Source organism: Flagellimonas algicola, from assembly GCF_005937185.1.
GTDB classification, from domain to species: domain Bacteria; phylum Bacteroidota; class Bacteroidia; order Flavobacteriales; family Flavobacteriaceae; genus Flagellimonas; species Flagellimonas algicola.
In genome coordinates this window covers 731,418-757,565 of record NZ_VCNI01000001.1, presented here as the reverse complement: position 1 = coordinate 757,565, position 26,148 = coordinate 731,418, and the positions used below count along the sequence as shown (strand labels likewise).

The following is a 26,148-nucleotide window of genomic DNA, read 5'->3' as shown; positions in this document are numbered from 1 at the left end:
TAGGCATAAGCTATTGCGATGACAACAGTAAAGGGAGAATTAATCGTCAAAAAACAGTCCTTGTACAATCCAAAATTTATTTTGGTTTGCTTGGGTTCCCTGTTTTTTTCGGCGAGCTATAACATGCTGATTCCAGAGCTCCCGGCCTATCTAAGTGACATGGGCGGAGCCCGGTATATTGGATTGATCATTGCCCTATTTACGCTTACAGCGGGCTTATCCAGACCGTTTAGTGGTAAGCTTACAGATACTATAGGTCGTAAACCTGTGATGTTATTTGGAGCTTTGGTGTGTGTTGTTTGCGGAAGTCTTTATCCTGTTTTGACCACGGTGTACGGATTTCTTTTGCTTCGACTTTTTCACGGTTTCTCAACCGGATTTACGCCTACTGCGGCATCCACCTTTGTTTCGGATGTTGTTCCTCCCAACAGACTGGGGGAGGCCATGGGAATACAAGGCATTGCTTTTAGTACGGGTTTGGCCTTGGGGCCGGCCTTGGGCAGTTTAATCAAACTCCATTTCTCGTATGAAGTCCTTTTTTATAGTTCTTCGGTAATGGCATTTTTGGCCTCATTGCTCATTTTAAACTTGGGAGAAACCTTAACCGTCAAACAAAACTTCAGTCCTAAACTTCTACGGATTTCCAAGGAGGATATTGTAGCCAAAGAAGCATTTCCGGCGACCATTATCACCTTCTTGGCCTACATCGCTTTTGGGGTGATACTTACCTTGATTCCGGATTGGACTGAAATCATTGGTTTTAGCAACAAAGGCGTGTTCTTTATTGTGTTCACCTTAACCTCCTTGTTGGTGCGGGTAGTTGCTGGAAAACTCTCGGATAAGTATGGGAGAACGGGTGTAATTCTAATTGGCTTATTGTTCTTATGTATAGGCTTAATGGTTATCGGGGGCATCACCACTACATCTGGATTTTTAACAGGAGCAGGTATTTATGGGTTGGGCATGGGTATTGTCTCGCCCGGAATCAACGCCTGGACCATAGACTTGAGCTTACCGGGACAGAAAGGGAAAGCTATTGCCACCATGTTCATAGCCTTGGAGGCAGGCATTGGACTGGGGGCCTTACTTTCTGGTTGGTATTATAACGAAATGCCCAACCGAATTCCAATCAGTTTGTTTGTTTGTGCTGGATTGGCTTTTTTGGGAATCCTTTATCTTCTTTTACGGATGAAGAAGACAAGACTTTAATTGGAAAAAGGTGTTTCCTAATTCAATATATCAAACCTATGGGTGTACTTTACCGTCACAACCTGATTGTTCAAAAGGTCAAGGTCATTATCGTCCTTAACAATATTAAAGACCACAAAAAGACCCGTATTCGCATTTTGAAGCCATCCAAAACGAGCATTTACAGAAGTTATTTCTGAAACATTGTTTCGTTGGATCAAGCTTTGGAGGAATATTCTAGGTGTAAAGGAGTAGGACAATCTTAACCCACCCACTAAGGCGGTAAAATCCCCAGTATCCAGTTGAATATCACTATGGCTAAATGTCAAGGAGGAAACAAAACGGTCTCCAATTCTATAATTCGCCGTACCACTGTTGGTTATCCGGTCGCCATTGAAATATCCCCCAATAAATGTTCTGGAACTTAGGGAAAATGCATTATTGGGATTGGTAATCAACACCAGCTGCAATTCTTCGTTTTTGTAATTCCCAACAGGAACTGTGACATTTGAAAGGGTGAATTCCTGCAATACCCTTTCCGTAGTAAAATTAATACCCGTATGCACTTCAAAACCACTTTTAAACTCCCAGTGGTTGTCTACATGTAAAAACCCGGTAATCAGTTCATCATCAAAATTCCAATAACCTCGATAGGAGACATGGGGACGTATTTCCAAAAGATTCCCCATGTTCTTGAGTCGCTGGGCTTTCCAAATTAAAAACTCAGGTTTGCGGAAGGCCGTACGTTGTAAAAAGCCAACTTCGGGATTAAAACCCTCACCAACCTCTGTGTAACCTGCTCTTAAATCCCAGCCGTTCCAGTTGTAGTTGGCCAGCAACTTAAAAGCATGATCGTTTTCCTCTATTCCTGGTGTGGAACTTTTAGCCACAAATCCCGTAACCTCAGCTTTGTTCCCAATGCCCCATTTGCCATCCATGGCAAAGACTCTGTTGTAATCATCGTCCATGGACCCCAAGCCAGCGCGGTTGATGAAAATGCCACCCAATGAAGATCGGGTCCCTTGAAAATCATGGTTGACACGTCCAACAGTATAATTGTTTTTCTCAATGCCAGCGGCTTCCACATCATCAGTAAACATACTTAAGAAGCCAACATTGGTCTGACCCACTTTTCCAGACAATCTGGCCCCGCCTATAATCGGAACCAAATCCCCGGCAGCACCAATACCTATTCTTCGACTAAAGAATAAATCCACTTCTCCCGGACTCCCCACGCTAAATTGCCCGGCATTCTCCAAGAAAAAAGCTCGTTTTTCTGGAAAGAACAGATTGAAACGGTCCAAATTTACTTGTTGGTCATCCACTTCCACTTGGGCAAAATCGGTGTTGTAGGTAAGATCTAAAGTTAAACTAGGGGTAATGCTATATTTGATATCCGCCCCAGCCTCAAAATTGGTATCTGTTTCACTGGGGTCCACTGCCTTGTTGTTGGATACTTGACCCAAAACATAGGGAATAAGCTTTAGGTTGCCTGGATTTTTTAAGCTGAGACCGGTAAGTTTACCTGCAAGGGAGAGCCTTTTCATATCAAAACCAAGGGGTAAAGATGTCCAATAGGCCGTTTCTGTATTCTTACTAATGTTTCTTCTAAAATTCAAGCCCCATGTCTTGTTGGTGCCGGAGGCAAAGCGGAGGGAACGAAGGGGTATGGCGAATTCGGCACTCCACCCATAATCTCCAATTTGTGTTCTAACCGTCCAAGAGGCATCCCAGTTAATATTGGTTCCCCCAATTACGCCACCTTGCTGTCTATTGGCATTGAAGTTGCCTTTGCCCTCATTGTCTATTTGTGCATCATACTCCATCCCTTGTGCATTGGTTCCGAACAAAAAACCATTTTGACGATCGTGATACGTGTCAATAATGAACAAAAAGCTGTCTTCATCGTTTAAGTCCGCATCCCTTCTGGAATCCGATACGACTATTTTTTCTGGTTCTGAATCATGACAGACCACGGCCACATAGAATGTACTTTTACTGTAAGCCACGCGAATGACTGTTTTCTCGGAAACCGGTTGTCCATAGTTAGGTCTTAGTTGAACCAAATTGTCAATGGCCGGAACCATTTGCCAAATGGGGTCATTGATGATTTCCCCATCCACAATGGGATCTTGCGCCAAATTAAATGCTCTGAACTCTGGTCTATCACCAAGAGAATCCAAGGGTTGGGTTATTTGTGCAAAAACGGCGGGAAAAGACAGGAAGGTCAAAAAAAGTACAAGTACTTTTGAACAAATAGGGTTCATAAAATGAGGTCTGGTTGAAAGTAAATATAGTGCTAATCTTGGAATAATTTTTGTGTACTATTGAAATAAGAAATTGTATTCGTATCTTATTGAATGATAAAAAGTTGAGAAGATGAAAATGATAAAAAATGTAGTTGGGAGCCTCTTTATAATCCTTTTGCTGGGTTGTGGCGCCACCAACAAAACTGTTCAAGTCAGCGAGGCAGATAAACTGGCCTTGCAGGAGTTGGTGGAAAATGGAAAGTTGGAGTTCAGAGCCGAATGGGCGCGACCCTTGTTGACCAATAGTATGGCCAGTATTGCCAATTCGGGCTTGTTGGCACCAGGAAATACTGCAGGCCAAATCAATCTATTGGGAAATCCGGCATATTTACGGGTAATAGGAGATAGCGTATCTGCTTATTTACCATATTATGGAGAGCGTAATATGGTCACCGGATATGGCAACACTAACAATGCCATTCAATTTGATGGGCTCGCCAAAGATTTGGAACTCATTAAAGATCCCAAGACACAAGGTTACAGCCTAAATTTCAATGTGGATAATGATACGGAATCCTATACCGTGTTTGCCAAGATTTTTCCGGGAATGGGTGGTACCATCAACGTGAACAGTACCCATAGACAGACCATTACGTATACTGGAGAGGTATCGGCACTTGATGAAGAAGCTGAACTGAATTAACACACAACAATTCAAAGAAGCTCTCTGTTCGTTTATTAAGAACTTTGGACGAATGGATTTCCTTTGTCTCTAGCTGAAACTACCAGTTGATGGGCTTAAAGGATTGCCCAATTTTTAATCGTTTACCTGATTTTAACACCAAAAATTCATCCCGCTTGTCTTTTTCCGTAGCACTGATTTCATTTCGGTTCACTAAATACTTCCTGTGAATTCGGATAAACTCAGGTTCCAATTGTTTTGCCAAAGACACCAGTCGCTCCCTTTTTATAAAGGAATCCGACTCGGTATAAAAATTCAAATAATGTCCCTCCGCCTCAATCCAATGTATAAGGGACAATGGCATGGTAATCTTTTTGCGTCCCTTGTAAACTGTAATGGTTTCGGTATTTGACTTGGAAAACTGTACAAATACGGCGGCTCCCATTATCAAAATCAAATGGTAAAGGGCTTCACGACCAAAGTAGTACCGGGCATATTCCACATCCACAAAGTGATCAAAATAACCCAGACTGTGTAGTATCACATTGGATAACAGATAAAACAGCCCCAGTATACCCAATGCGGAAAGCATAATAAGGAACCAATACCCTCTGCTAAACCTGTTCTTTAAGTAGCGCTGCAAGCGAACTGTAAGTATGATTACCGGAATAAATAGGATAATGGAAATCGAAAGATAAACTATGGAAATCCAAACACTGTAACTACTATGATTACGATATCGAATAAAATTCTGGAGCAGTGTTAGTGCAAACATGACAATTAAAATGCCAATGGAAAGCACGTAAAACTTTTTTTCACTCCATTTAATTTGCATATCCAATATTATAGGATAAAAGGTTCTCCAACAAAGATAAATAAACCTTGCAGCGACATATTAAATAGTATACGTTTTGGATTTTAGTCAAATATTCCCTTAAACATTTTTTCCGTCAAGCCTTGGGACTGCAACCAATCGGCCAGTTCCATTCTTTCACCAACCTGGGCATGGTGAAGAAGGGTGAAACCATGCGGTCCAGGGGCTCGCAAGAGATGGGGATGATCGGCAATCATTTTCTTTACAAAATCGTCGTATCCAAGAAAGGCATAATTAAAGATATCCAACCGTGCTCCCTTGGATACCAAGTAATCCACAATATCCCTTCTTCCCATATGGCTTGCACCTCCAACGGCCGTTTCAAAGTCCCCTTTGATAAATTGATTGGCACAGTTGAGCAATAGGGGGTGTTTCTCAAGTATCTGTTGGGTCTCCTCCAAACTTCTATGGGCGGCAAATACAAATTCAGTAATTAGTTCTTCGCCAAAGAGTTCTTTTTGCCCCTGGTTTGAGGCAGTCAGCATTGGAGTCGGGCCCAGGGTAAGAGCACCGCCCAAGACTAAATTTCTTTTGAGAAATGTTTTTCTGTCCATTGTTTTTGTTTTTGATGAATACACAAAAGACTAGCTATTTTTGGGTTCTCGGAGCAAGAAGATTAGGATTTGTCCTGAAATTGTTTGAGGCTGTCATGAAATCTACATCCGCTCATGGAGTTTTGTAAGGATTTTGCAACGTCTTCGCCTTAATAGTTGTAAAACCAAAAACGACTTTATTGAAACCATGAATTTTATGTATTTTCGGGAGCATTCAGCTTCAAACGGTTAGTATCAGGGTTAATAAATGGAAAGTCTTCTATTTTCTAATCAAGTTCTTAAGGAATGTACGTTCAGTTGAATACAAGGGGTACTTGATATTGAGATCACTTGAAGCAAACATGTACAAAAGCAATAAATCATAAACCTATATCAATCAGACAAATGACACCAAAAAAAACGATGGTTTTTATGCTGGGCCTCTTGGTCATGGCGTGTAATGGGAAAAAAGAAGAAGCTAAGAAAGAGACTAGAATTGAACCCAAAGAGCGAGTTCATGCGACCAGCCTTCCATTAGACAGCCTAAATCTACCGGAAGGATTCAAAATAGAGGTCTATGCTGAAGGGGTGGATGGAGCCCGTTCCATGGCCATGGGCGATGATGGAACGCTGTTCGTAAGTACACGCAATGATAAAACCGTATACGCTCTTCAAGATTTGGATAATGACTTTTGGGCAGAAAATGTCAGGGTTTTGGACTCCACTTTGGAAGTGCCCAATGGTATCGCTTTTAAGGATGGGGATTTATATGTTGCTGAAGTCAATCGTTTGCTGAAGTATAATGATATTGAACAAAATTTGGATAGTTTACCCGAGCCAGAGGTTATTTATGATGACTATCCAACGGAATTCCACCATGGTTGGAAGTATATTGCTTTTGGCCCGGATGGCAAGCTCTATGTTCCGGTAGGTGCTCCGTGCAACATTTGCGATAGAACCAATGAAGATGAACGATTCAATACGATTACCCGTATGGATCCTGATGGTAGCAATCGTGAAATTTATGCGAAAGGAGTAAGAAACACTGTAGGGTTTACCTGGCATCCAGAAACCAAGGATCTCTGGTTCACGGACAATGGTCGGGATATGATGGGGGATGATGTGCCCCCTTGTGAGCTCAACCGGGCTTCGGAAATAGGTCAACATTTTGGATATCCACATTGCCATGGAGGAACCGTTACGGATCCTGAGTTTGGTGATGGAAACCCATGTGCCAACTTTGTGGCGCCGGTGCAGCCCTTGGGAGCTCATGTGGCTCCATTGGGGGTTAAGTTTAATACAGGAGACATGTTTCCCAATCAATATAAAGGGCAGGTTTTTATGGCAGAACATGGCTCTTGGAACCGCTCTTCCAAAGTGGGATACCGCATAACCATGGTAACCCTCAATGGAAATGAAGCAATGAGCTATGAACCTTTTATTGATGGTTGGTTGAACGATGATACCCAGGAGCAGTTTGGCAGACCAGTAGATTTGCTATTCTTGGAAGATGGTTCCCTGCTTATATCTGATGACTATGGAGATGCCATTTATAGGGTATCTTATGTAGGGGTATAATATGATTAAGAAGTGGTACAAGTATAGGTTTGAGATTTTTCTCATCACCCAATTGGCAATTCTCTTTGGGTCTTTGTTCTTTCCCGAGAACTTTTTTGAATTCACCCTGTTACCCTTATTGTATTTGATGGGAATTTTGGCAGGGATTCTGATGATATCCAAAAGGAAGGAACTCACCTGGTTTTTTATCCTTCTTTTTGCTGCATCTGCCTTTATTTTTGGTAGTTCCATGATTTATAGACAAGAATCACAGGGTGATATCCTGGTACGCCTGATGATTTATTTTGTTTTCTACATTGTGGTAAGCTGGAATGTGATCCATCAGGTTTGGAAGGCCAAATTGGTGAGCAGAAAGGTAATCGTTGGCTTGATGAGCGGCTATATTTCCCTTGGTTTTTTGGCATTCTTTCTCTTTATGGCTATCGAACTTACACACCCAGGAGCATTTCAAGGCACCTTACTTGAAAATCAACAAATAGAAATCAAAAGCGAAGCCATCCTGTACTATGCTTATATCACTTTGATGACCATTGGATATGGTGAGATTGTTCCAGCAATTCCCATTGCACAAAAAGCAGCCATGTTGGTTGGACTGGTGGGCCAGTTCTATTTGGTCATTGTTACTGCGGTAGTGGTGGAGAAATACATCAAACACTCCCAAAAATAATATTGGACCACAGTTATGTATGGTTAGTTGGGTAGATTCAAATCCTTCATTTTGCCGTAGAACTTTGTGTTTTGCCCTCTAAGACTTCCAGAAAAATATGGTTGAGCTTGGATCTTCGCTTAACCGGAACGGTTTCTACAATAAAGGACTGATTGTCCCCGCTAAACTTATATTTTGCCACTCCCCAAGATCCAGTTTTTTCAATTTTTCCATCGTAGAGGACTATATCCGGCTTTTCCAGGGGTGTTTTGGGCTGCATCCAGCTTGCATATCGCAACTTCCCTTCCTGGGTTTGGTCAATTCTAATAGTGTATCTGTCATTGGAGGAATGGATTACATTGTGTGCGGTTTCGACATACATTTTAATCAGCTCGGCATTGGAATGGTTTGTATGGATTGCCGATAGCAATTTTTGTTCAGTTTCTACAAGCTTGCGTTGCGTGTCCACTAGTTTTTGCTATGCCTCTTTATCTGAACAAGAGGTGATTGTAATAAATAAGAGGAGCAATGGAATAAGAAGTACTTTCATGTCTATTAAATAATTTAATGTTGATAGAGTAACATCAAACTACGATATAGGGGACATGAAATAGGGTGCTCAATTGACGGATGGGTGGTTTGGATTGACGGATGAGGAATAAGCAGGTCCGAGCAGCAGTTGTTATTAAAAAGTTAAAAGTAGTATATGCAACATATAAATAGATATATTTGCCCCATGAAGTATGATTACAGCGAATGTATTGGATCAAGGTTAAGAAAGATATCCAGAATGGTGGATAGCCATTTTAGGCAACACCTAGTGGATTTTGATATAACCGAAAACCAGATGACGATATTGTTTGCCATGAGTAAAATGAAGAAAGTGGAGCAGGGCAGAATTGGAAAATATCTTTATTTGGAAAAGTCAACAGTCAGTAGAAATATTAAACTATTGGAAAAAAGAGGTTTCGTGTCACGAAGCTCAGATTATAGACCCACCGTGGAGCTCACCGATGAAGGATATAAAATGGTAGAAACACTTACGCCTGTTTGGCTTGGTATTATGGATGAGCTGGTTGGGGTACTGGGTAGTTCTGGATTGGATGGGCTTAGGAATCTGGAAACTAAAATGAGAACATAAATTTTTTAATTATAAAGTTGTATATACTACATTAAAGCAATCAAAATGAAAACAAAAAGGGCACAAGCATTTTTTAATTGGGTTACATCACACTACAAACCCATTCTGATCCTAAGCTTTGCGGCGTTCGTTGTTTCCGTGGTCTCTTTACCCAAGTTGACCAAGGACACCCGTTACGAAGCTTTTTTACCACCCCAGGATTCCGTGTTGATTCAGCGTAACGCGATCAAGGAAACCTTTGGTTTAAAAGACCCCATGGTCATTGCAATTAAAAATGATAAGGGAATATTTAATCCAACATCCCTCGGAATTGTGGATGACCTTAGTGAAAAGCTAAAGAAAATCCCTGGCATTGATCCGGACCAGGTTCGGAGTCTATCCACAGAAAATAATGTGGTGGGAACGGACTTTGGAATTTTGGTGGAGCCATTCTTTGAATCCGAAGAACTTACCAATTCCAATGCCAAAGCTGTTTCCCAAGCCATAGACAATTTTGAATTGTATAAGGGCAGTCTGGTTTCCAAGGATAAAACAACCACCTTGGTCATTGCCGAGATGTTGGACAGTTATGACCTAAAACAGCATGAAGTTTACAATTCCCTCCAAGCGCTATTGGCAGACTACCAACATGACAACCATGACTTCTATTTGGCAGGGGAAGGTGCTGTAAGCGGTTACCTTATCAAATACATTGATGAGGATGCTATGCGAACCAATCCCTTTGCAGGTTTGGTCATTGCCTTCATTCTCATTTTTGCATACAGAACGGTTAGGGGAGTGGTCATTCCAAATCTAATGGTTCTGGCATCGGTTGGAATTGCATTAGGTTTGATGGCGTTTTTTGGAGTGGACTTCTACGTCATCACCAACGGACTGCCTGTGGTCCTTATTGCCATTGCCGTAGCAGATGGTATCCACATTATGGGTGAGTACTACGAGTTAGCAGCCAAACATCCAGGGTTGAGTCAAAAGGAATTGGTGGTCAACACCATGTTGAGCATGTGGCGACCCATTACCATTACCTCCATTACCACCATCGCCGGATTTATGTCCATTGTATTTTCTTCCTACATGCCACCAATGGCCTTCTTTGGAGTGTTCGGCGGCATTGGGGTTGCAACGGCACTTGTGTATGCATTGTTTATGATTCCATCGGCCTTGATGTTATTAAAACCGCAAATGAGCAAGGCGTTCGAATCTGCCAATACCATTGACGGCTTTGGCAAATTCATGTCGGGACTTGGAGATTTTGTATATAACAGGCCCAGAACCATACTTGTATCCGCAGTATTGATTGTTGTGTTAGGGTTTTTTGGGGCGCTTAAGCTCAAAGTCAATGAAGATAGAATCGCCAACTTTCAAAGTACCGAACCCATTGTTCAAGCGGATGCAGTAATCAATTCTAAAACTGAAGGTACCAGTTATTTGGATGTATTAATCGAGACCCCGGGAACCGAGGACATTTTCCAACCCCACAATCTCAAAAAAATTGAGGCTTTACAGCGTCATGTGGAGACCCTGCCCAAAGTACAAGGGAGTACTTCAATTGTTGATTTTGTTAAAAAGATGCACCAGTCTGTAAATGAGGATAATGCGGAATATTATACTATCCCTGATGACGAAGCTCTGATCAGTCAGTTTTTCCTTTTGTATTCCGCTAGCGGGAATCCAACGGACTTTGATAATTATGTGGATTATGATTACCGTTTGGCCAACGTAAGATTCCGGATAAACTCTGGGGAATACCTGGATGAAAAGATAATCGTGGAGAAAACGCAAGATTATCTAGACGCAAATTTCAATACACCCACCATTAAGGCAACCCAAAGTGGGAAAGTGGCCCTTGATGTGCACTGGATAGGCAAACTGGGACAAAACCACTTTACAGGGGCTATAGTTGCGCTACTGGTTGTTCTAATTGTCGCTGCATTGAGCTTTCGGTCCATGGCGGGGGGTGTACTTACCATTGTGCCTGTATTGATTTCGGTATTGTTCATCTACACCGTCATGGGCGTGCTCGATATATGGTTGGCCGTAGGTACGTCCATGTTCGCTGCTATTGCCATTGGAGTAGGGGTTGATTTTGCAGTGCATACCGTGGACCGATTCAAATATCTTCTAGCGGAAAAAGGACTTTCCCTACAACAGGCATTTCAGGAATTCTTTAAATCAGCGGGGAGGGCCTTATTGTTCAACTTTTTGGCACTGACCCTCGGTTTTGGTGTGCTCATGACCAGCGCCGTACCACCGTTGAACCGATTTGGCTTCCTAGTGGCCGTGGCCGTTATGGTCAGCTTCATTGGTAGCATGACCATCTTACCTGCCATCATTCTATTGGCAAAACCAAAATTTTTCATCACACATAAAAATTAAACATTATGAAATTCAACACGATAACAATGATGGCCTTTTTGTTGGCTATCGGATTTGTTCAAGGACAAAGTTTACCGGATGGACAATCCATTGCGGAGCAAACCTATGCACGGAATGAAGGGAATTCCGTAAAACGAAAACTCATCATGGAACTCACGGACAAACGAGGCAAGACCCGGGTCAGGGAAACTACAGCGCTCCGAAAATATTTTGGGGAAGAACGTCGCTTGATCATTTTCTATGAAACACCCACAAGTGTAAAAGGGACCGCATTTTTGACCTATGATTACCCCGATGCCGAAGTGGATGATGATCAGTGGTTGTACCTTCCAGCGCTTCGAAAAACAAGAAGAATCTCGGCTTCTAACCGGGGGGATTACTTTTTGGGAACGGATTTGACCTACGAGGACATTAAATTGGAAACCAAAATCAGTAGGGACGACTATAATTACAAGACCATAGGTATAGAACAGGTGGATGGCCAAGAATGCTATGTGCTTGAAGCTACCCCGAAGGATGAAGCTACCGCAAAGGAATTGGGCTACAGCAAGGGCAAATTCTGGGTGGATGCCAACATTTGGATGATGCGCAAGTCCGAGAGTTGGGACATTGCTGGCAATCCATTAAAGACGGTACACGTAACTGATATCAGAAAAGTACAGGGAATTTGGACTTTGCATCGAATTGATGTGCAGAATCACAAGACCAAACACAAAACGGTATTCCGCTTTGAAGATATTGACTACAGCACTGATTTAAGTGATGACTATTTTACGGAAGAGGCATTAGTTGACGGGTTGTAGTCATGAAAATTTCAAACATACTTCCGAAGTTGTTCCTGCTGCTGGGCCTATTGGGCTTAGCACAGGAGCAGCCCAGGAAAACGTTTTGGGACAAGTTGAACCCTAGTTTGGTGGTTGCAACAGAAACCTCCTACGAATTTGATTCTGGTCAATTGCAGAAGTCGGAATGGATCATTAAACCAGAGATAACGTATAAATTCAATAGACGCTCTAAGCTGGTATTCCGTGGACAGGTGTATAGCGAGTTCATGGATAATCTAGAAGCGGGCATCCCCGATCAGCATACCGTAGGGAATTTTAACCAAAGGTTATTTTTGGACAAGCATACCCATTTGGAGCTTCGGGAACTGTATTACCATACGCGGCTTGAAGGTTTAGGTTTAACCTTCGGCAAACAGCAGATAGTCTGGGGCGAGACGGATGGCATCAAATTATTGGATGTGGTGAACCCACAGAATTTCAGGGAGTTTATTCTTGATGATTTTGAGGATAGTCGTATTCCACTTTGGTCGGTAAAGGCCGAGTTTGATATCAAGGATGTTGGCGTTCAATTGGTTTGGATACCTGATAACACCTATCATATCACTCAAGATTTTGATGCGCCATTCTTTACCAAAAGTCTCTTTCCAAGCCCTCCGGTAGGTGTTGCTTCACAATTGAACACGCCTAACAAGCCTAGACGGTTTTTTATGGATTCCGATTTTGGAGTGAAGCTTACATCATTTACCAAAGGTTGGGACCTTTCTCTGAATTACTTATATTATTACGACGACCTCCCTGCCTTCTACTCCAACTTTGAGATGGTTGATGGCACTCCTACAGTTTCCATTAATCCAGTTTACGAACGGCAACAATTATTGGGCGGAACCTTTAATAAGGTATTTGGACCCTCAACTTTTCGGGGAGAGTTGGCCTACGTATTTGGACAAAATTTTATCTCGGAAAATCCCAATGCCGCAGGTGGAGTAGAAGAGTCCGATTTCTTTAGAACGGCTTTAGGGGTGGACTTTATTAGAGGGGAGTATGTGGTAAGCGGACAAATATTCAACGAGTGGGTGATGGAATCCATTAGTCCCTTTAATCGGGAACGTTGGGAAACCAACTTGACCTTGTTGGGGAGTCGGGAATTTTTGAATGATAGCCTTAAGGTCGAAGTACTATGGGTCCACAGTACCAATCACGGTGACGGGTATGTAACTCCGCGACTAAGCTATTGGTTCAACACCAATACCCAACTATTGCTAAATGTCCATGCCTTTTACGGGAAGGAATCCCAACTCTTTGGGCAGTTTAAGGACCGTAGCAGGATTTCTTTCGGGCTAAAGTGGGGGATATGACCCTTTATATGTTCAAGTTTGATGTTATCCTTCACCAAAACTTTAGCAACTGCATTTTGCTGAAATTCCACAAAAATTCTAAGGTTTTTATGCAATCTATTGTAAGATAAAATCAGTATATTTAAACTAAGGGTTTACCCTTGATTGAACTTCCCCCTGAGGTGCTCTAATGAAGCGTTTCAAAATCAAACGTGACCTGTCCTAAAAGAGGTGCTGTATTTCAGTGTTTGCTGTTATGCTCACTTTTTGGATTTAGGCGAAGTTTTGAAGTAGTTGATTTCCGATTTGGATGGAATTTAAACCCAATGGCTAGAAACTATTCGATAACCGATATCAAAAAATTGTTTTCCCTTTGTGGAAACGAATGTGCTGCTCCCGACTGTGTTGAGAATATGATCGCTGAGGATGGGGATACAGTATTGGGGGAAATTTGTCACATATCAGCTGCGAGCAAACAGGGGCCTCGATTTGACCCCGAAATGACGGATAAACAACGGAGTTCCTACGATAACTTGATTTTGTTGTGTCCAAATCACCATAAAATGATTGATAATCCGAGCAATCTTGGTACTTATACCAAGGAGCTCCTGATGCATTGGAAGCAGAATCACATTCAGGGCAAAAGGAAATTTCCGATCAGTGATGGATTGGCTGAAAATGCCAGGAACAAAATTGACATTTCTACAAAGGTCCATGTTGAAAATGTAATCCATGTCCATAACCATCCAGAACAATCGAAGTTTGCCGGACCTGCCGGGAAAAGATTCCTGATCAAGAATCTGGAATACTACAAAAAAAAGAGAAAGTTTGATTTGGTTATGTTTGGAAGTGCGATTCTTGTGGCTTTCGTCATTTTTATCATTCTCGTGGCAACCTATGAAAACAAGGACCAACTAAATCCATATCAATTGTTGAGAATAGTTCCAGCAATCCCCATCAAGTCGTTTTACTCCCATTTAATGGTGGCCAAAGATCGTTGGGAAATGAGCTATATGATCGAGCAAAAGTATCGTCAATTTATATCTGAATCCCCACAGGGCAAACTGACCCGGGACCAGCATAGCATCCTTTCAGAGGATTTCGATAAAATAAAGTCCAAATAAAGGTTTTCAAAAATGGAGGAAATAGATGAAAAATTAAGAAAGATTGAGGCCAAAAACCGAACCCTTCGAATTTGGAATGTGGTTACCGTCTTAGCACTTTTGATTGTTGTCCTATTTGTGTTTACCAAGAACAATGAAGTAATCAACGAAAATGAAGAAATTACAGTAGAAAATGAAAAACAGAATATTGAACACGAGTCAGAACTAAAATACGTACAGTCAGAGCTCAATAATCAGAAGGATTACACCCACCAAGAGTTGGAAACCATAAAGGAGGAGCTTAATCAAATTTTAAGCGCGACACAAAACACCAGAACCAAACAAGCCTTGACCCATCTTAGTCGACAGGTGGATACCTTGTCTATGTTAACCTTGGTTTCGGATAGTATAGATGTCTATTATTTTAAACGAAGGGCAGATGGCGGCATTGTTGAAAGAACGGTGAATGGTCTGAACTTTGCCCAATATAACCTAGTTAGAAAGACCCCAGGGCAAAATAGGGAAACGAGAAATAACACAGTGTATTATGGCAAATTGGTTCGGAGGTCGGTTGTGGATACTTTAGTGCAAAACCTTAGAAAAAATGGACTTGAGATTTATGAGGTCAAACCTTTTTTTATGGGATACAAATACAAGGACAACTCCATTGAAATTGGGTACGAAAGAGTAGATGAAAACACCAAGAGAAATAGTAAATACAACATCAAACTATATTCGTATCGGCCAGATGTCATTGTCAAGAATAAAATAGCAACTTCTTTGGTCGATGAAGGATTTCATGTCAATGTTTTGCCTGATAAGAATAAAAGATTGTCCTTCTTTTCTGACTCACCTACAATTCTTTATTACAAGCCCGGAAATCGAGAGAAAGCAAATGAAATAGCTCGTGGTCTGCAAAAGAAAACCGGGGTTAAATTCGGGGTCAGGGAGGATAAAGGTTTGGGAGTTTCAGAAAAGGAAAAAAATGGATTGTTCAGCATCCATTATATCGGAAACTCAAGTGTTCAAAAACCTATTTTGTCCGGAGAACAGAATACAATACTCAGATTGGATAGTAGTTTTTAATCCAAAAAACCAATACCTTTTCTACCTTCTTTTTTGGGAACTGTAAACTGGGACAAGGCTTTTTGAACATCAACATCGGTAATCCCAACCAACGCCTCATTACTGATGTTGGATTCGCCTGAGATGCGGTTGGCCTGGGTCTCTACAATCTTTTCAAAAACGTTGCGAACCAAACGGCCGTTGCCAAAATTACTATCCCTATTCTGGTAAATCTGGGTAAAAAATGAAGCCAAGGCCAGCTCACTTTGCTCGTCAAGGGTATAATTGTTGGATGAACAGAAAAAATGGAATATCTGCAACAATTCCTCGGGGGTATAATCTGTAAAATCAAGATATCGGTTAAATCGCGATTGTAGACCGGCGTTGGATTTAATAAAAGTATCCATGTCATGTTTATACCCTGCCACTACAACGATTAGCCTGTCCCGGTCATCTTCCATACGTTTGAGGAGAGTAGCTATGGCCTCTCCTCCAAAATCGGTACCTCCTCCAGAAGAGTTTAAGGTATAGGCTTCATCAATGAATAACACTCCATTCAAGGCCGAATCTATAACTTCATTTGTTTTTGGAGCGGTTTGCCCAACATATTGTCCAATAAGGTTGGAGCGATCCACCTCAATTACATGTCCTTTGCCAATGATTCCCATAGCCTTAAAAATACGCCCCAGTAATCGAGCAACCGTAGTTTTACCTGTTCCAGGTGAGCCTTGGAATACGAAATGGAGGGATAGCTTGGTTGGTGACATGCCTTGTTCCGATCTCATTTTTTCCACCTTAATAAAGTTGATTAAGGCATTTATTTCTTGTTTTACATTGTTGAGACCCACCAGTTTTTGGACTTCTTCCAGTACTTCTTCCAAAGATTCTTCCGTTGTTTCCTGGAATTCGCCCACCAGGGCGTTGTCCACATCCTTTAAGGTCAATGTGGAAAGAACATCATCAGGGATATGGCCATAATCTGCCAATCTTAATGACTGTGCTTGAATAATCTTTTCGAACGAATTGCGTACCATTCTTGCATTGCCAAAGGTTTCGTCCTTGGTTTCATGCAGATACGTATAGTATCTAAACAGCTTTTGTTTTGCATCATCGTGTATGGACATGGAATTGTTGGAACAGAACAGCTTGAAAATATCAAGTAACTCTTCTGGTTTGTAGTCAATGAAATTAAAATAGCGATTAAATCTAGACCGTAAACCAGGATTGGTTTCCAAAAAGTTATGCATGGGTAGGGGATACCCCGCCACTATGACCATTAATTTGTCCCGGTCATCTTCCATTCGCTTCAGAAGTGTATCGATGGCCTCCACTCCATAATCCACAGAGTCACCTTTGTTTAAAGTGTAGGCCTCATCAATAAATAGTATCCCACCAAGAGCTTGATCGATAATTTCATTGGTTTTTTGGGCTGTTTGCCCCACAAAGGAGGCTACCAATTGTGATCTGTCCACTTCTACTACATGACCACTGGATAACACACCAAGGGCATGGTAGATTTTCCCTAGTAATCTGGCCACGGTGGTCTTTCCAGTACCAGGAGGCCCCAGAAAAACCGTATGCATGCTAATGGGATTTTTGGAAAGACCCTTTTCCCGTCTTAATTTCTCAATTTTGGTGAACTTCGTAAGGGTATCAATGTCTTGTTTAATGTTGTTTAGGCCAATCATGGCAGTTACCTCTTTCATGACTTCATCCAAGGAAGGCTTGTCGGACATATCCAGCTCATCTCCATGTTTTTCCTTTTCCGCTAAGGCGGCATTCAGGTTGTCTTTATAGGTGGTGTTGGACGGATCCAAATCGGCAGCCTTTTGAAAATGTGAAGCGGATTTGGTAAACCCATACAATTTAAAATAGCAGAAACCCAATTGGTTATGTATATCATGGGAATCTGGCATCAACTCCGAGGCCTTTAGATAGTGCTCTATGGCTTTTTTGAATTCATCCTGTTTAAAGAACAGGAACCCCATATCTTTATGGGTCGCTGCATGCGTAGCATTGATTTGAAGAGCCTTTTCATAAGCTGCTGTTGCCTTTTTGAAATCACCCTTGTCCCTAAAAGCATTGCCTAACGCATTGGCTGCATCCGCATAGCTTGGATCCAGCTTAAGGGCTTTTTCATAATAATCAATGGATGCATCAAAAGCTCTTTGGGCGTGATAGGCAGTGGCCAGATTGTAATTGCCCAAGGGATCATTCGGTAGCTGTTCCAAATATTTCCCAAATAATGTAATTGCCAAGGAGTAATCTTTTTGGTTGTATGCGTTCATGGCTTGTTGGTTTAAAGCCATGGCTTCCTTTACAACCTCTGGTGGTAGCCCACTGTAGATCTTATCATTCGATCGTGCTATTTGAACGTTGGTCTTGTAAATCTCACTGTCTGGACTTAGGTCAAGGGCCTTCTGAAAGTATTCGGATGCTGTACCATATTGGTGCATGGAAAAATAACAACTGCCCAGATTGTTATAGGCTTCGGCATCATCTTTGAATTCTAATGCCTTGTTATACGTGGCAATGGCCTCGTCAAATTGTTTAAAATGGGTTTGTATATTGCCCATCAAATTAAGGGCAGGAAGGTTTTTTGGGTCCAGCTCCAATGACCTTTTCAGATATGGTAGACTTTCTTCCTGCCTCCCAAGGTTGAATAGGGCGTTGGCCAGGTTAAATATAAGAATGGCATCATTGGGATTAAGGTCCACCGCCCTTTGGTAATACCCTAAAGCTTCCTGGTACTTGGCTTGGCTAAAAAGATCCGTTCCAATTTGATTCAACTTGGTGGCTTCTTTCAGGGTATCTATCTGATCGGGACTCAACTGGTCCTGCTGTCTGGCATAATCTATATTTTGACGGTAATAGGTGTTGTTTGGGTCAATGTTCAATGCCCTGTCAAAAGCTTCAATGGCTTCCCTAAATCGGTTTAATCGTATTAAACAACAACCCAAGTCGTTATAGGTGTTACCGTCATTAGGGTCAATTTCAACCGCCCTTTGATATGCGGGTAGGGCACCCTCATCATTTTTTTGAGCTGTATAACTTCCTGCTAAATTACGCTGTAATACAGGGTCATTGGGTGCTTCTAGGGTTGCTTTTTGGTAATAAAAAATGGCCTGGTCAAACTCACCACTTCGGTGATAGGAATTTCCTTTTTCATTAAACTGCTGTGAACGTAGTTTAGGAAGGTCTACAGAAAAATTGGTATGGGCTTCTCTTGCTGTTTTAAGATTGTTTTGGTAGAGCGGGTCCGATGGTTTAAGGTTCATGGCCTTTTCAAAGAAATTGGCAGCAATATCAAATTCAAACATTTTGAAATGCGCATTGGCCAACTCATTATAAGTTTCCGGCTTGGGAGCCAGAAGGGTAGCTTTTTCATAAGATTGGGCAGCCTTTGTATATATCTGTTTGTTGGCGTAGATCACTCCCAAGTAATGATGGGTGTTGGCATCTGAAGGCTCCAAGGCAATGGCTTTTTCATAGCATTCCAAAGCTTCATCGTCCTTATGGGTTTCAAAATACACATTGCCCAGGGATTTAAGGGCCGGCACATGGTTTGAATTGAGTGATAGGGCCTTTTGAAAATGGGTAATGGCTTGCGGGTAGTCCTTTTTCATGTGATAACAGGAGCCCAGATTACCATAACAACTGGCATTGGAAGGGTCTTGGGCAGCAGCTTGCGAGAAATAAGTAATGGCCTCGTCATAATTGCCCGCGTTATAGCTTTGTATGCCCTTGTTGATTAAATCGGTTGTCACGGGAGGTTGTTTTGTCTTCAATGTACAAAAATTGTGGGCGCATGCGTAGGATTCCCATTATTTTTAGAGGTATAACCTAGGCTATGATTGAATTATAGGCCGTAGTCCTATAAGATTTCCTTTTTTCATCACTTGATCTAAGACAAAGTTCAAGTTCAAGTTCAATTTTCCACTTTCCATAATACAGTAACATGCAATGGCATCAGTAATTTGTATACACCAATCTGGAAAATGTATACGTGGCTAGAAAACAGCGGTTTTACTTTTGCCCTGTAATTGGAAAGGAAACCATTTCATTAAAACATATAGCATGAAAAAAGTAATCATTGTCACAGGGGCATCATCTGGTATTGGTAAAGCCACGGCCCTACAATTAATTCAGGAAGGACATACCGTTTATGGCTTGGCCCGCAGAGTTGAAAACATGCAAGATTTGATCAAGGCTGGCGGAAATGCCATGTCTATGGATGTCACCCAGCATGATCAAGTGAAGGCCGTAATTGCCAATATCCAAAAAAAAGAAGACCGAGTGGATGTATTGGTCAACAATGCCGGTTTTGCTATCTGGGGCGCAGTGGAAGATGTTTCCTATGAGGATGCCAAGCGCCAGTTTGAAGTCAACATTTTTGGTTTGGCCGAAGTAACGAAAGCTGTGCTACCAACTATGCGAGATCAAAAAAGTGGAACCATCATTAACATAAGCTCCATTGGTGGGAAAATTTACAGTCCTCTTGGCGCCTGGTACCATGCCACAAAACATGCCTTGGAAGGCTGGAGCGATTGCCTACGTTTGGAAGTAGAGAAATTTGGAATTGATGTTGTAATTGTGGAACCAGGAGCCATAAGAACAGAGTTTGGAGATGTGATGAACGATAACTTTTCCCGTTCAAAAAATGGTGCGTATTCCGACTTGGCCCATTTGATTACCGCAGCAGTGGAGGATACCTACAGTCCCGGCAAAAGTTCACCTCCAGCTGTGATTGCGGAAGTAATATCCAAAGCAGTGAAAGTAAATAAACCCAAAACCAGATATGCAGCTGGAAAAATGGCAGCCCAGACCTTGTTCTTTAGAAAGTGGTTCAGCGATCGTTTCTTTGACCGGACGATTATTAGAATGATGGGCAATGCGGCAAAAAGCGCATAACAATTGTTTGTTTGATTAATGTTTGGTTGAAGCTGTCGCCCGGGCACTGTTCGGGCGGCGGTTTAAAACCCAAAGAAATACGTAATTTAGAAAAGCCATGAGTGAGATCATCCATATAGAAAGCATAGAAAAAATCCATCAAATGATGGGTTTTCCCAAACCCAAACACCCTCTTATTTCGGTGGTTTACATGAAGGATTTCCCAAGTAATATGGACTTTGAAGGGTTTCGTTTTTCATCGGAACTCTACATGGTATCCTTAAAGGATGGGGTAGAGGGCTCCATTCAATATGGTAGGAACTCCTATGATTTTTCAGACGGCACTATGGTGTTTATGAAACCGCACCAAGTTATTCACGGTACCTCAGAAAATATTTGTGCGGACTCCAAGGGATGGATGTTATTGTTCCATCCGGATTTGATTCGAAAGTCAGAACTTGGAAAGTCCATGAGTCAGTACTCCTTTTTTGACTATGAGGTCAACGAAGCTTTACATCTTTCCGAGGAAGAGCAACTCATGGTGAGTGATTTGGCAAGTAAGATTGTACTTGAATACCAGCAGAACATTGATAAGCACAGTCAAAAACTTATTGTCTCCAACATAGAGTTGTTGCTGAACTACTGCACTCGATACTATGATAGGCAATTTTATGTTCGCACCAACTTAAACCAAGATCATGTAAGCCAATTTGAATCCCTGTTAAAGGGATACTTTAACTCAGGTAAAGCTTCGGAAATGGGAATTCCTTCCGTAAAGTACTGCGGGGAGGAGCTTCATATGTCACCCAATTACTTGAGTGATCTACTTAAAAAAGAAACGGGTAAAAGCGCCAAGGACCATATTCATGGGTTTGTAGTGAATAGGGCCAAGAACAGCTTGCTTGGCTCCACCGATTCCATAAGCGAGATTGCCTATGATCTGGGGTTTGAATATCCGCAGCATTTCAGCAAACTTTTCAAGTCAAAAACGGGCATGAGTCCCGCTCAATACCGAACGCAGAGTTAACAAAATGAAAAAAGTAATAATTACCGGCACCACTGGCATGGTGGGTAAAGGTGTACTATTGGAATGCCTTGAGGATGTGCGTATATCCGAAGTTCTAGTCATCAACCGAAGTCCGTTGGGAATTGAACATCCAAAGCTAAAGGAAATCTTGTTGAAGGATTTTATGGAATTGGAATCGGTCAAGGATCAATTGGAGGGATACCACGCTTGCTTTTATTGCATGGGGGTCTCTGTATTGGGTTTGAATGAGGAGACGTACGGCCATATCACATTTACCATGACCAAAAAATTTGCAGATGTGCTTTTTGAACTGAATTCCGATATGGTCTTCAATTATGTTTCAGGTTCGGGAACGGATAGTAGCGAAAAAGGCCGCTCCATGTGGGCCAGGGTAAAAGGGAAAACGGAAAACTACATCTTGAATAAAGGGTTTAAGGATGCCTACGCTTTTAGGCCAGGAGGCATTATTCCTGAAAAAGGAATTAAATCCCGAACGGGATGGTACAATGCGTTTTATGTAATTACAAGACCTTTTTTTCCTTTAATGAAAAAGTCCAAAAACATTACGACCACGACAAAAATTGGGCAGGCTATGATCCAAACATTGTTCCATTCCCTAAAAATGAAACATTTGGAGAACAAAGCTATCAATACGCTTTCCCAGAACCCCTAATTATATTGAGTTGAAAAAACTAATAAAGATTTTAAAACGAATGTTGTTATCCATTGGAATACTAATTGCTCTTTTGGTAGTTGCCTATCTGGCTTTTGTTAACTTTTACCCTTCATTTGGGGGAGACGTGTCGGAAGAGCGTCAAAAACGATATGCATTTTCACCCCAGTTTAAGGACGGAACGTTCAAGAATACAAAGGACGTACCTAAAGAAGCTAGTTTTGGTGAGATGTTGTCCATTGCACGAAAATTCTTTTTTCAGAAAGTGGAAAACGGAAGACCAGAAATAGAACCTCCATTGCATAAAGTGGATTCCCTTGAAATAGTATCTAAAACAAAAGGTACGCAGTTGATTTGGTTTGGGCACTCGGCATTTCTGCTGCAGATGAGGGGCAAAAATGTCCTAATAGACCCTATGTTGGGTGCCGTACCAGCGCCTCATCCTTTATTGGGAGCCAATCGATTTAATAAAGAACTCCCTATAGCCATTGAAAAACTCCCTAAAATTGATGCGGTTTTGATTTCCCATGATCATTATGATCACTTGGATTACGAATCCATTAAAAAACTGAAGGATAAAGTTGACCGCTTTTATGTGCCCTTGGGTGTTGGGGTACATTTGGAGGCATGGGGGGTTGCCAAGGACAAGATTGAGGAGTTGGACTGGTGGAAAGAAACTGCCTTGGATGGATTGGATTTTGTTTGTACCCCCGCCCAGCATTTTTCAGGCCGAAAGATGAACAATGGTCAGAGTACCTTATGGGCTTCATGGGTAATCAAGTCAGAGACCGAACGGATTTTCTTTAGTGGGGACAGTGGTTATTCTACCCATTTTAAGGAAATAGGGGAGGCGTACGGCCCGTTTGACTTTGCTATGCTGGAATGTGGGCAATACAACAAAATGTGGCCGGATATCCACATGTTTCCCGAGGAGACCGCCCAAGCAGGAATAGACTTAAGAGCTGAAACCATCATGCCCATTCATTGGGGAGGATTTAAGTTGGCCCTTCATTCGTGGACGGATCCCATTGAGCGTGTCACCAAAAAGGCCAAAAGTTTGGGCATTCCGTTGATTGCTCCGGAAATCGGCTCTATGATTGAGCTGGATTTGATCAAAAACCAAGAAGTTAAGCAGTGGTGGTAGGGTAAAATTGAGTGGATTAGATTAAAATCAAAAAGTCGCAATCCAAAGTAGCTTCACTTCACGTATATAGGGCATCGCGCTTTATAGGATATAGATCGCGAGAACACTAAACAACAAAACACCTATTCGCGTGAAACCAACCAGACAACCAAAATTCTTGGCGGTTTTACTTTTGGGGCTATTGTTTTCTTGGTCAATCCAAGCTCAAGAAAAACTTAGATATACGGGCCCTTTTCAAGTAGCCAGCTTTGTAGGCGAGGTAGATTATACCTATCAAATCATTGATGGGGATACCTTACTTCAGGGACCATTCAGCATGAAGCGTTCCAATTTGGACGCCCTTTTGGACCAAAAAGACAAAACCTTCTCTTTTACCGGTGCTTTTGAAAACGGATTTCCCAATGGCCCGTGGAATTTTCAATTTGGAGAATTTGAATCGGACCAAAAAACCGAAGTAGTCGGATTTCAATATAGGGTCAATGTGGATGGGATCCAACATCAGGCCCAAGGGGATATTCAAATGGGAAGACCTGATGGACTTTGGACTATATCCGAACAGCATATCGAAGATTCAGAAGTTAAGGAAACCCTGTTCCAAAGCCAGATAACCTACAATAACGGTGTGCCACAACAGAGTTTTAGAATTGAGGGTAAGCAAAGTACCTTGGTTGGTCGCTTTTTAAGGGATGGGCTCGCACATGATAGCTGGACCTTATTTGGTGATGAAAGCACAGAGACTTGGTCTTTTAACGAAGGCGTGCTTACCCAAATACGATTGAATGACACCACGATTGCTGTTTTCCAAGGTCCATTCAAGGCGGCTAGAACGATTAACCTGGATAAGCGGTTCTCTAAAATTTTAAAGCTTCAACTAAAAAAGGAGCAAGCGGATGGATTAAGGGATGGAATAAACAAGCTTCTGGCCGAGAATGCCGCGCACTATAGAAAATTGGATGATATCTTATCGCAATTGGGTAAATCCCAATTTTTACCCCTGTTTAAGGCAAAGGTTCCCTACTATCCATTGGATTCTCTAGAAAGAAATGGACTTGAAGCTATCCAAAAGGAGTATGGACATTCTTCCAAAGTGGCTGAGGGGTTATTGGAAAACACCCAGCTGAATTTGTTAAGGCGTTCGGATAACGAAGCCCAGTTCTTGTATTCGGCAGTGGAAAAATTCAAGGTGTCTTTCTTAGATCCACTGGATAAGGTTGTTCACTTTAGCGAGTTGGGAATCTTGGATTATTTGGATCGGGATTTGCTTGCACAACGTTTGTTTCCTACTGGCAAACCTTCAACAACAATTGTCATAGACGAATCAGAAAGAACCTTTGCAGGACCTAATGCCAATAACTTCAATTTTGAGGGTGAGGTGATGGAAGCTTTAAGTCAAATGTCATCTTATGCCAAAGTCAGTCTGGACCAAATTGCCGCCATTTTGTACGAAAAAGTAAAGAACGAGCAGCAGCAACAAGAATTTGTGGTCTTGGAAGAGCAGATGATTGCCCAAATCAATAGCCTAAACCAAATGGTGGATTCGCTGGATACTTCTGGAACTTATGGAACCGCCATTCTGCATATCAAGTCAATTGCGGAGAACAAATTAAATGCTTATTCGAGTTCAGCGGCTACCGAAGGTAAGTTGGAAGAAGCAAAACAATTGGTTCCTTGTCTGGAAACCCTTAAAAGTCTGTCCCAAAATCTGGCAGCTCTTCCGGAAAGGGAATTGGAAATTCAAGAAAGCTATAAAGACGCAGTTTGGAATCCTTTCATGGCCAATTTGATGGAGGAAGAAGTAAAGAAAAGGATCACTTCAGCCTACAGAAATGTTTTGATACCATTCATAGTGGATGAAGCCAGCGGAGAACTGGATTACGGTAAAGCCGGTAGCCTGAACCGTCTTTTAACTGAGCTTCATGAGCGAATGCTGGAACTAAGGGAAGAAGACACCCACAAATTGGAACGTAAACTTCGTAAGGAAAAGAACCCGAATACCATTTTGGAATTGTTCAACCTTCAACCTCTGGAAAACTAGCATGAAATACCTTAGCAAACACTCCGGATGGGTTGCGGCATTAATGTTGATAGCGTTCAATGTACATGCCCAGGATGAGCAGGTTTTACCTTCCGAATCCAAGTATAAAGACCCTACAACCAAGGTTTGGTTCAATACCTATGGCAATATTCGAATCTCAAAACGGTTATTTTGGGATGCCCAGACGCATTTCCGTTTTGAGGAAACCGAGGACACACCTTTTATTGGGCAGATAGGACAGATTTATAACCGACATGCCATTGGTTACATCTACTCTAAAAAGGTGAATTTTAGCTTGGGTGGGGTGCTTAGGGTCAATTTTAATACGGATGAGGATTCCGATGATCGTCCCGTGGTTCCCGAATTCAGGATTTGGCACCAATACCAATTCGCCATGCCGCTCTATAATTCCATGATTTATCATAGGCTGAGAATAGAGCATCGTTGGACCCAGGGTTTTGCTGAAAACAGCGAATACATTTTTAGAAACCGTTGGCGTTATATGTTTCGAGCCAAAGTCCCGTTGAACAACTATAAGCTGGAACCCAAAACCCTCTATGTTTCGCCCGAGGCTGAGCTTATTATGCAAAGCGGCAAGGCCGTGGTGGCGAGTCCCATGGAAGACCTGCGATTAACAACCACCTTGGGCTACATTTTGACGCCCCGTTTAACCATTGCTGGAGGACTGATGTACTCCCAAGGACAGACCTTGGAAAATGGAGGAATCTACAAACAAAGTTGGACTATGCGATTCCATGTTTATTTCTCCCCGGATATCAGAAAAGTAAAAAATAAACTTCCGGAGATCCATTTTGACGATTAGCAACG

The 26,148-nt window shown here is 41.9% G+C and carries 21 protein-coding genes; 16 read left to right on the top strand and 5 right to left on the bottom strand.

All coding sequences use genetic code 11. The features are described from left to right. The first annotated feature begins 18 nt into the window (after positions 1–18). Positions 19–1,209, top strand: coding sequence for an MFS transporter (locus FGG15_RS03305; protein ID WP_138833184.1), 1,191 nt, complete (start codon positions 19–21; stop codon positions 1,207–1,209). A 17-nt stretch (positions 1,210–1,226) separates the two neighbouring features. Here FGG15_RS03305 and FGG15_RS03300 read toward each other — a convergent pair whose 3' ends face one another. Further along, the gene (locus FGG15_RS03300) at positions 1,227–3,455 is read right to left on the bottom strand and encodes a carbohydrate binding family 9 domain-containing protein (RefSeq protein ID WP_202619523.1); all 2,229 of its coding nucleotides are present in this window, start codon (positions 3,453–3,455) and stop codon (positions 1,227–1,229) included. 112 nt (positions 3,456–3,567) lie between these two features. On the opposite strand from FGG15_RS03300, the gene FGG15_RS03295 reads away from it, so the two are divergent. Beyond that, the gene (locus tag FGG15_RS03295; RefSeq protein ID WP_138833181.1) at positions 3,568–4,140 is read left to right on the top strand and encodes a DUF4251 domain-containing protein; all 573 of its coding nucleotides are present in this window, start codon (positions 3,568–3,570) and stop codon (positions 4,138–4,140) included. Positions 4,141–4,219: 79 nt separating this feature from the next. On the opposite strand, the gene FGG15_RS03290 is transcribed toward FGG15_RS03295, so the two are convergent. Both FGG15_RS03290 and FGG15_RS03285 read right to left on the bottom strand, forming a co-directional pair. Further along, a complete protein-coding gene (locus tag FGG15_RS03290; protein WP_138833179.1) occupies positions 4,220–4,954 on the bottom strand; it encodes a LytR/AlgR family response regulator transcription factor in 735 nt (244 codons plus the stop codon). An 83-nt stretch (positions 4,955–5,037) separates the two neighbouring features. Beyond that, positions 5,038–5,547, bottom strand: coding sequence for a hypothetical protein (locus FGG15_RS03285; protein WP_138833177.1), 510 nt, complete (start codon positions 5,545–5,547; stop codon positions 5,038–5,040). A gap of 384 nt (positions 5,548–5,931) precedes the next feature. On the opposite strand from FGG15_RS03285, the gene FGG15_RS03280 reads away from it, so the two are divergent. Beyond that, positions 5,932–7,104, top strand: coding sequence for a PQQ-dependent sugar dehydrogenase (locus FGG15_RS03280; protein ID WP_138833174.1), 1,173 nt, complete (start codon positions 5,932–5,934; stop codon positions 7,102–7,104). 1 nt (position 7,105) lies between these two features. Then, positions 7,106–7,771, top strand: coding sequence for an ion channel (locus tag FGG15_RS03275; protein ID WP_138833172.1), 666 nt, complete (start codon positions 7,106–7,108; stop codon positions 7,769–7,771). 46 nt (positions 7,772–7,817) lie between these two features. Here FGG15_RS03275 and FGG15_RS03270 read toward each other — a convergent pair whose 3' ends face one another. Continuing rightward, complete coding sequence (locus FGG15_RS03270) at positions 7,818–8,219, bottom strand: hypothetical protein (protein WP_138833170.1); 402 nt, start codon at positions 8,217–8,219, stop codon at positions 7,818–7,820. Positions 8,220–8,456: 237 nt separating this feature from the next. Between FGG15_RS03270 and FGG15_RS03265 the strand changes: the two genes are divergently transcribed. The 6 genes from FGG15_RS03265 to FGG15_RS03240 all read left to right on the top strand — a co-directional run bounded on the left by FGG15_RS03265 (position 8,457) and on the right by FGG15_RS03240 (position 15,572). Continuing rightward, complete coding sequence (locus FGG15_RS03265; protein ID WP_138833168.1) at positions 8,457–8,891, top strand: MarR family winged helix-turn-helix transcriptional regulator; 435 nt, start codon at positions 8,457–8,459, stop codon at positions 8,889–8,891. Positions 8,892–8,936: 45 nt separating this feature from the next. After that, positions 8,937–11,264, top strand: a complete 2,328-nt coding sequence (locus FGG15_RS03260) for an efflux RND transporter permease subunit (protein ID WP_138833166.1) — start codon at positions 8,937–8,939, stop codon at positions 11,262–11,264. Between the two features lie 5 nt (positions 11,265–11,269). After that, positions 11,270–12,067 carry an outer membrane lipoprotein-sorting protein gene (locus FGG15_RS03255; protein WP_138833164.1) on the top strand — a complete coding sequence of 266 codons (798 nt, stop codon included), beginning with the start codon at positions 11,270–11,272 and terminating at the stop codon, positions 12,065–12,067. A gap of 2 nt (positions 12,068–12,069) precedes the next feature. Further along, the gene (locus FGG15_RS03250) at positions 12,070–13,404 is read left to right on the top strand and encodes a DUF1302 family protein (protein ID WP_138833162.1); all 1,335 of its coding nucleotides are present in this window, start codon (positions 12,070–12,072) and stop codon (positions 13,402–13,404) included. Between the two features lie 305 nt (positions 13,405–13,709). Beyond that, positions 13,710–14,507, top strand: a complete 798-nt coding sequence (locus tag FGG15_RS03245) for an HNH endonuclease (protein WP_138833160.1) — start codon at positions 13,710–13,712, stop codon at positions 14,505–14,507. Positions 14,508–14,519: 12 nt separating this feature from the next. Then, positions 14,520–15,572, top strand: coding sequence for a hypothetical protein (locus tag FGG15_RS03240; protein WP_138833158.1), 1,053 nt, complete (start codon positions 14,520–14,522; stop codon positions 15,570–15,572). Here the strand turns inward: FGG15_RS03240 and FGG15_RS03235 are convergent. Beyond that, positions 15,569–19,318, bottom strand: a complete 3,750-nt coding sequence (locus FGG15_RS03235; protein ID WP_161991912.1) for a tetratricopeptide repeat protein — start codon at positions 19,316–19,318, stop codon at positions 15,569–15,571. The two genes, FGG15_RS03240 and FGG15_RS03235, sit on opposite strands and share 4 nt — an antisense overlap. A gap of 310 nt (positions 19,319–19,628) precedes the next feature. Between FGG15_RS03235 and FGG15_RS03230 the strand changes: the two genes are divergently transcribed. The 6 genes from FGG15_RS03230 to FGG15_RS03205 all read left to right on the top strand — a co-directional run bounded on the left by FGG15_RS03230 (position 19,629) and on the right by FGG15_RS03205 (position 26,143). Next, complete coding sequence (locus FGG15_RS03230; RefSeq protein ID WP_138833154.1) at positions 19,629–20,462, top strand: oxidoreductase; 834 nt, start codon at positions 19,629–19,631, stop codon at positions 20,460–20,462. Between the two features lie 97 nt (positions 20,463–20,559). Next, the gene (locus FGG15_RS03225; RefSeq protein ID WP_138833152.1) at positions 20,560–21,468 is read left to right on the top strand and encodes a helix-turn-helix domain-containing protein; all 909 of its coding nucleotides are present in this window, start codon (positions 20,560–20,562) and stop codon (positions 21,466–21,468) included. Positions 21,469–21,472: 4 nt separating this feature from the next. Continuing rightward, positions 21,473–22,141: a Rossmann-fold NAD(P)-binding domain-containing protein gene (locus FGG15_RS03220; RefSeq protein WP_138833150.1), complete on the top strand. Its 669-nt coding sequence runs from the start codon at positions 21,473–21,475 to the stop codon at positions 22,139–22,141. Between the two features lie 10 nt (positions 22,142–22,151). Beyond that, entirely contained in the window at positions 22,152–23,285 is a 1,134-nt protein-coding gene (locus tag FGG15_RS03215; protein WP_313790980.1) for an MBL fold metallo-hydrolase, read from the top strand. 130 nt (positions 23,286–23,415) lie between these two features. After that, the gene (locus FGG15_RS03210; protein ID WP_138833148.1) at positions 23,416–25,320 is read left to right on the top strand and encodes a hypothetical protein; all 1,905 of its coding nucleotides are present in this window, start codon (positions 23,416–23,418) and stop codon (positions 25,318–25,320) included. Between the two features lies 1 nt (position 25,321). After that, on the top strand, positions 25,322–26,143 hold the full coding sequence (locus tag FGG15_RS03205; protein WP_138833146.1) for a DUF2490 domain-containing protein: 822 nt from the start codon (positions 25,322–25,324) through the stop codon (positions 26,141–26,143). The last annotated feature ends 5 nt before the right edge of the window (positions 26,144–26,148 follow it).